Source organism: Frateuria sp. (assembly GCF_013362045.1).
Lineage (GTDB): Bacteria > Pseudomonadota > Gammaproteobacteria > Xanthomonadales > Rhodanobacteraceae > Frateuria_A.
This window is the reverse complement of the sequence record NZ_JABFWW010000111.1, coordinates 1-6,698: the sequence shown is the minus strand read 5'-3', so window position 1 is coordinate 6,698 and position 6,698 is coordinate 1. Positions and strand designations below refer to the sequence as shown.

Annotated in this window: 7 protein-coding genes; 3 read left to right on the top strand and 4 right to left on the bottom strand. The window is 69.6% G+C overall.

The genetic code is table 11. From position 1 onward, the window contains the following. The 3 genes from aroC to prmB all read right to left on the bottom strand — a co-directional run. On the bottom strand, window positions 1-552 hold a 552-nt coding region (aroC, locus tag HOQ08_RS05230), incomplete at its 3' end, for a chorismate synthase (RefSeq protein ID WP_291192321.1). A 113-nt stretch (window positions 553-665) separates the two neighbouring features. Further along, complete coding sequence (locus tag HOQ08_RS05225) at window positions 666-1,232, bottom strand: GNAT family protein (protein WP_291192320.1); 567 nt, start codon at window positions 1,230-1,232, stop codon at window positions 666-668. Next, on the bottom strand, window positions 1,229-2,149 hold the full coding sequence (gene prmB / locus HOQ08_RS05220) for a 50S ribosomal protein L3 N(5)-glutamine methyltransferase (protein WP_291192319.1): 921 nt from the start codon (window positions 2,147-2,149) through the stop codon (window positions 1,229-1,231). Before prmB ends, HOQ08_RS05225 begins: the two co-directional genes overlap by 4 nt. 109 nt (window positions 2,150-2,258) lie before the next feature. Here prmB and asd point away from each other — a divergent pair, with 109 nt between their 5' ends. Continuing rightward, entirely contained in the window at window positions 2,259-3,110 is an 852-nt protein-coding gene (asd, locus tag HOQ08_RS05215) for an archaetidylserine decarboxylase (RefSeq protein ID WP_291192318.1), read from the top strand. 89 nt (window positions 3,111-3,199) lie between these two features. Further along, on the top strand, window positions 3,200-3,655 hold the full coding sequence (locus HOQ08_RS05210; protein ID WP_291192317.1) for a hypothetical protein: 456 nt from the start codon (window positions 3,200-3,202) through the stop codon (window positions 3,653-3,655). 36 nt (window positions 3,656-3,691) lie between these two features. On the opposite strand, the gene HOQ08_RS05205 is transcribed toward HOQ08_RS05210, so the two are convergent. Further along, a complete protein-coding gene (locus HOQ08_RS05205) occupies window positions 3,692-5,176 on the bottom strand; it encodes a transglycosylase SLT domain-containing protein (RefSeq protein WP_291192316.1) in 1,485 nt (494 codons plus the stop codon). Window positions 5,177-5,316: 140 nt separating this feature from the next. On the opposite strand from HOQ08_RS05205, the gene HOQ08_RS05200 reads away from it, so the two are divergent. After that, a partial coding sequence (locus HOQ08_RS05200; protein ID WP_291192315.1) for a helicase HerA-like domain-containing protein occupies window positions 5,317-6,698 on the top strand: 1,382 nt, incomplete at its 3' end.

Genomic DNA, 6,698 nt, shown 5'->3' with positions numbered 1-6,698 from the left:
GCCCGCGTCCGGCCAGAAGAACGGGTTGGCTTCCACCGCCGCCCAATCGAAACCGCGCGGCACGACCTCGCCCAGTTGCGCCAGATGGCCGCGCACGCGCACGCCGTGCCGCTCGGCCAGCCACTTCTTGGCGATCACCGCCGCGGCCACGCGCATGGTGGTCTCGCGTGCCGAAGCGCGCCCGCCTCCGCGCGGGTCGCGGATGCCGTATTTCTGCCAGTAGGTGTAGTCGGCGTGGCCCGGCCGGAATGTCTGCGCGATCTCGCCGTAGTCCTTGCTGCGCTGGTCGGTGTTGCGGATCAGCAGTGCGATCGGCGTGCCGGTGGAGCGGCCTTCGTAGACGCCGGAGAGGATCTCGACCTCGTCCGTCTCGTGACGCTGCGAGGTGTGCCGGCTGCGGCCGGTCGCTCGACGGTCCAGGTCGTGGCGGAACTCGTCCGGCGCGATCGCGAGGCCGGGCGGGCAGCCGTCGACCACGCAGCCGATCGCCGGCCCGTGGCTTTCGCCGAAGGTGGTGACGGTAAAGAGCTTGCCGAAGGAGTTGCTGGACATGCGGTGCGGCCAGGTTCAGATAGGCAGAAGCATAGCCGCTCGCCCCGCATCCGGCGGCAGCTCCGCCGGGCGCAGCATTCGATCGCTCCGCGGCCGACCGCCCAGCGGAACCCCTAGAGCGGCTGCGCAGCCTGCCATTCGCGCGCCAGCATGGCAAAGACCGCGTCGTCCACCCACTCGCCGTGCAGCCACAGGCTCTCGCGAAAATGGGCCTCCTGGCGCATGCCCAGCGCGCGCAGCAGGGTGAGGCAGGCGACGTTGCGCGGATCCACCGAGGCATGCACCCGACGCCAGCCCAGCTGGCCGAAGCCGTGCCCGAACATCTCCTGCAGGGCTTCCCGTGCGTAACCCTTGCCCTGGTGCGCGGGCGCGATGGTGATGCCGAACTCCACCGATTCGCCCGGTTCTGCCGGCAGGCAGACGCCGAGGTCGCCGATCAGCGCGCCTTCTTCGCGCAGGCGGATGGCGCGCTGGAACCAGCCGATCGACGGCTCGCCCGGCTGCCGCCCGATGAACGCCAGCGCCGCATCGGCATCCGCCGGTCGCCAGCCCTGGAAGCGCGCAACGACGGGATCGCCGCGATAGGCGTACAGCGCCTGCGCATCGCCCGGAAGCAGGCGGTCGATCCGCAGGCGCGGCGTGCCGAACTCCATGGCGTCCCTGATCGTGCCGAGCGTCAACGACGCGCCGTGGCGGCCGCGCGGATGGCCTGGCCGTGCTCGACCAGTTCGCGTCGCTCCAGCGCGAACACGCCCATCGGCCCCACCTTGAACTCGATCCACACGAAAGGGACTTCCGGCAGCAGCTCGGCCAGGGCGCGCTCGCTCTCGCCCACCTCGACGATCAGCAGGCCGTCCTCGGTCAAATGGTCGGCCGCCTGGTCCAGGATGCGCAGGCAGATGTCCAGGCCGTCCTCGCCGGAGGTCAGGCCCAGCTTGGGCTCGTGGCTGTACTCGCCGGGCAGCGCGGCGTATTCGTCCTCGGTGACGTAGGGCGGGTTGGAGACGATCAGGTCGTAGCGGCGGCCGGCCAGGGCAGCGAACAGGTCGGAGCGGATGGCTTCGACGCGCTCGTCCAGATGCTGGAAGGCGATGTTCTCGCGCGCCAGCGAAAGCGCCTCCTCGCTGATGTCCACGATGTCCACCTGCCAGTGCGGGTGATACTCGGCCATGGCGATGCCGATGCAGCCCGAGCCCGTGCACAGGTCCAGCGCGCGCTCGACGTGCCGGCCGTCCAGCCAGGGCGCAAAGCCCGACTCGATCAGCTCGGCGATCGGCGAGCGCGGCACCAGCGCGCGGCGGTCGCTCTTGAACTTCATGCCGGCGAACCAGGTCTCGCCCACCAGGTAGGCCACCGGCAAGCGCTCCTCGACGCGCCGCTCGATCAGCCCGAGCACGCGCTCGCGCTCTTCCGCGGTGAGCCGGCCGGCGCCGTAGGCCGGCGGAATGTCCGGCGGCAGGTGCAGGCTGGCCAGCACCAGGTGCGTGGCCTCGTCGATCGGGTTGTCGTGGCTGTGCCCGAAGGTGAGCCCGGCCGCCGAGAACCGGCTGGCGCCGTAGCGGATGAAATCGATGATGGATGACAGTTCGGCGGTCACGGGCCTTTCCTGGCGGCGCGGCGGGGAGGATCGGCGATTATCCCTCAGCGCTCGTCCCGAGCGTAGCGGGCCTGCTCAAGGCGGACGGGCGGCGTTCTATACTGGCCGGATGACTTTCGCCGTCCTCCTGCAATACCTGCTTCCCCATCGCGCGCTCTCGCGCGTGGTCTACTGGGCCACGCGCTGGACCTGGCGGCCGTGGAAGAACTTCCTGATCGGCCAGATCGTGCGCCGCTACAAGGTAGACATGGCGGAGGCCGCGCAGAGCGACCCGTTCGCCTACCAGCACTTCAATGCCTTCTTCACCCGCAAGCTCAAGCCGAACGCGCGGCGCGAGGATGCCGACCCCACTGCGCTGGTCTCGCCGGCAGACGGACGGATCAGCCAGGCCGGGCGCATCGTGGACGGGCGGATCTTCCAGGCCAAGGGGCAGGAATACACCGCCGCCGAACTGCTCGGCGACGAGGCCGCCGCCGCGCCCTACCGCAACGGCGAGTTCGTCACCATCTACCTGTCGCCGCGGGACTACCACCGCGTGCACATGCCGCTGGGCGGTACGCTGCGCGAGACGGTGCACGTGCCCGGGCGCATCTTCAGCGTGGCGCCCTTTGCGGTGGAGGCGATCCCGCGGCTGTTCGCCCGCAACGAACGGCTGGTCTGCCACTTCGACAGCCCGCACGGGCCGTTCGTGGCGGTGATGGTGGGCGCGGTGCTGGTGTCCTCGGTCGCTACGGTCTGGGACGGCCTGGTGATTCCGCCCTACGCCGCCTCGATCCGGCGCAAATCCTTCGCCGGCCAAGGCATCACGCTGGCCCGCTTCGGCGAGATGGCGCGCTTCAACATGGGGTCGACGGTGATCCTCCTGCTGCCGCCCGGCATGATCGAACTGGACGAACTCCAGGCCCAGCAGACGGTGAAGCTGGGACAGCGGCTGGGCCGGCGGCCGCTCCCGGTCGGTTGACGCAATACGTCATTCTGTGACGTTTTAGGCGTCATGCCGCTATGTGCCTGGTTATGCTCCAGCCCGGTCAACGAACCGGGGGAGTATCCATGCGACCGATCATTCTCTTTATCGCGTTCGTGCGCGGCTGGCAGCTGGACCGGCAGTTCCGCCGCATCGGCAAGAGCCTGGAGGCGTTGCCCGCCACCGCCCGCGCCCGGCTGAGCCTGCTCGCCCTGCGGGAGATCGGCCAGGCGGCGCGCAGCGAGTATCCGCACCTCTATGGCACGCCCCCGCAGGACCGCTACCTGCCCTGGGGCCGCGGCACCGGCACGGGCTACGCCCGCGCCGTGTCGGACAACCCGGAAATCGCCCTGCGCGGCATCGCGCTGTGGCTGGCGGTGGCCTACCACGAAACCAAGGATTCTCCTTATCCCTTCGTGCGCGCGCACCATCGCCAGCTGCTGCGCGTGGTGCGCGAACTGAAGGAACTGCACGGCCATGGCGCTGTGCGCGAGAGCGAGCATTCGGGCGACAGCTGGGTGCAGTCCAGCGCCGCCGCCTGAGCGGCCTGGAGGAGCGCGACGGATCGGGCCCTGTCCTCAGCGGCAGGATGGCAGCTGCAGCACCTGTCCTGCCTTGATCCGATGGTGCTTGAGGTCGTTGAGGTCCGACACCTCGCCCACGTCCGAGCAGCCGAGCCTGCGCACGATGCCGGCCAGGGTGTCGCCATGGCGCACGACATAGCGCGAGCGCGGGCGCGCCGTGCGGCTGGGCGGCGGCGGGTCGGCCTTGGCCACCTGCGGCACGACCGCCGAATGCAGGTCGCTGGCCAGGATCGGCCACGGCCCGTCGACGCATCGCGAGGCGTAGGCCGCCTCCAGTTGCCGGGGCACCTGCAGGTCGCTGCCGGCCGGCTGCGCCACCTGGGGATCCAACCGCGGATTGAGGTTGCGCAGGGTACGGAACCAGCCCTCGTCCATGCCCTGGGCCGAGCCCAGGCAGATGGTCAGCTCCGACAGTGAAGCGGGCCGCTTGAGCGTGATGTGCCCCGGCGCTCCGTCGATCCTGGGGAAATGCAGGTTGTAGCTGTCCGGATGCAGGAAAAGCCAGGCCGCCGCCAGCACCGCGGGAACGTAGCCGCGGGTTTCCTCCGACAGCTGGCCGTAGATCTTCGGGTCGTAGAAGCTGACGCTGGTGTCGCCGTCGATCATCCGCCGCATGCGCCCTTCGCCGCCGTTGTAGGCCGCCAGCGCCAGTTCCAGGTTGTTGTTGAACACGCGCAATTGCTCGTCCATGTAGGCAGCGTTGGCGCGTGCCGACTGCGCGGGATCGAAGCGCGTATCGAAACCGCCGTCGCTGTTGAGGCCGAAGCGCAGGCCGGTGGCGTACATGAACTGCAACGGCCCGGCCGCGCCGGAGCGCGACACCGCGTGCACCTTGCCGCCGGACTCCTTGGCCATGATGCCGAACAGCAGCGCCTCGGGCAGGTCGGCCTTCTGGTACTGCGGCCACATCTCGTAGCGCATGTACTGGTAGTTGATCCAGGTATCGACGAGGTTCGAGCGCCACTGGGTCAGCCACATCTCCAGCGCGGCCTTGACCGGGCCGTTCATCGCGATCAGTTCGGACAGCTTCTGCCCGCGCAGCAGCGTCACGCTGCGCTGGGCCTGCGGCAGGGCCGCGGCGCCGCCCGGCGTCGTGGCGCCCGCCTCATTGGGGGCTTCCTCGCCGACGGCGTCCAGGTCGGCGCCCGCGAAGAAGCTGCCGTCCTTCATGCGCAGCAAGCGGTCGAACACCGAGAAGAAGCGCTGCGGATCGCAGCCCGGCGTGTTGCCGCAGCGCGCGGCGGCCTGCTTGAGACTGTCCAGCGACGCCTTGAGGCTTTGTTCCGAGGCCTGTTCGTTGCCTTCGCGCGCCTGCTGCAAAGCCATCTCGTAGCCCTTGCTGGCCTGGTCGAGCTGCGCATAGAGCGTGTTGATCGCCACCGGCGCGCGACTGTTCGCAGTGGCGCAGGCCGCCAGAATGACCAGTCCGGCAGCCAGCAATGCGAGGCGGAAGCGAAGGGCAAGAGTAGACAACGGCATGACGAAAACTTGACGGCGGGGACACATCCACCATAGCGCATGCAGCCTCGATGCCAAAGCCGTCGCGCACCCTGCGCACGAGCGAACGGCAATGCCTTGCGCGTGGCTACAATCCAAACTTCCCGGCACGGAGCGCATTCATGTCCGACATCCTGATCGGCCGCAACGACACCGCTGAAGTGAGCCTCGAAGCCCACTACGGCAACCGCCACGGCATGGTCGCCGGCGCCACCGGCACCGGCAAGTCCGTCTCGCTGATGGTGCTGGCCGAAGGCTTCTCGCGGCTGGGCGTGCCCTGCGTGCTGGCCGACGTGAAAGGCGACCTGGCCGGCCTCGCCCTGCCGGCAAGCGAGCCCGGCGACAAGATCAAGGCGCGACTGGCGAAACTCCGACTCGCCGACTGGCAGCCGCAGGCCAATCCGGTGATCTTCTGGGACCTCTACGGCAAGCGCGGCCATCCGCTGCGCGCCACCGTGAGCGAGATGGGCCCGACCCTGCTCGGCCGCGTGCTCGAACTCAACGACATCCAGCAGGGCGTGCTGGAGATCGTCTTCAAGGTGGCCGACGACAACGGCTGGCTGCTGCTGGACCTGGCCGACCTGCGCGCGCTGCTCACCTTCGCGGCGGACAGCGCCAAGGACATCTCCACTCACTACGGCCTGATCGGCAAGACCAGCATCGCGGCGATCCAGCGTTCGCTGCTGGCGCTGGAGCAGGCCGGCGGCGAGGGCTTCTTCGGCGAGCCGGCGCTGGAGCTTGCCGACCTGCTGCGCCAGGACATGAGCGGCCACGGCGTGATCAACGTGCTCGCCGCCGACCAGCTGGTCCTCAAGCCCAAGCTCTACGCCACCTTCCTGCTGTGGCTGCTGTCGGAGCTGTTCGAGCAGTTGCCGGAAGTGGGCGACCTGGACAAGCCCAAGCTGGTGTTCTTCTTCGACGAGGCGCACCTGCTGTTCGACGACTGCCCGCCCGCGCTGCGCCAGCGCGTGGAGCAGGTGGTGCGGCTGATCCGCTCCAAGGGCGTGGGCGTGTACTTCTGCTCGCAGAATCCCGACGACGTCCCCGACGAGATCCTCGGCCAGCTCGGCAACCGCATCCAGCATGCGCTGCGCGCCTTCACCCCGCGCGACCAGAAGGCCGTGCGCGCGGCCGCCGAGACCTTCGCGCCCAACCCCAAGCTCGACGTGGCCGCGGCGATCGGCCAGCTCGGCGTGGGCGAGGCGCTGGCCTCGACCCTGCGCGAGGGCGGCGTGCCCAGCCCGGTCGATCGCGTGCTGGTGGCGACGCCACGCTGCCGCATCGGCGCGATCAGTGACGCCGAGCGCGAGGAGGTCCGCCGCCGCTCGCCCGTCGGCGGCAAGTACGACACGGCGGTCAACCGCGAGTCGGCCGCCGAGATGCTTGCCCGCCGCACGGAAGCCAAGGCGGCCGATGCCGGCGCTGTCGCCGCGAGTGCGCCAGCGGCCGCGGCGACCACCCACAGCGCCGGGGGCGGCACCAAGCATGACGCCCGGTTCGGCAC

Coding starts and splice junctions, on each gene's coding strand:
- HOQ08_RS05210 (WP_291192317.1), top strand. CDS start 3,200: ATGCGACCGATCATTCTCTTTATCGCGTTCGTGCGCGGCTGGCAGCTG.
- HOQ08_RS05205 (WP_291192316.1), bottom strand. CDS start 5,176: ATGCCGTTGTCTACTCTTGCCCTTCGCTTCCGCCTCGCATTGCTGGCT.
- asd (WP_291192318.1), top strand. CDS start 2,259: ATGACTTTCGCCGTCCTCCTGCAATACCTGCTTCCCCATCGCGCGCTC.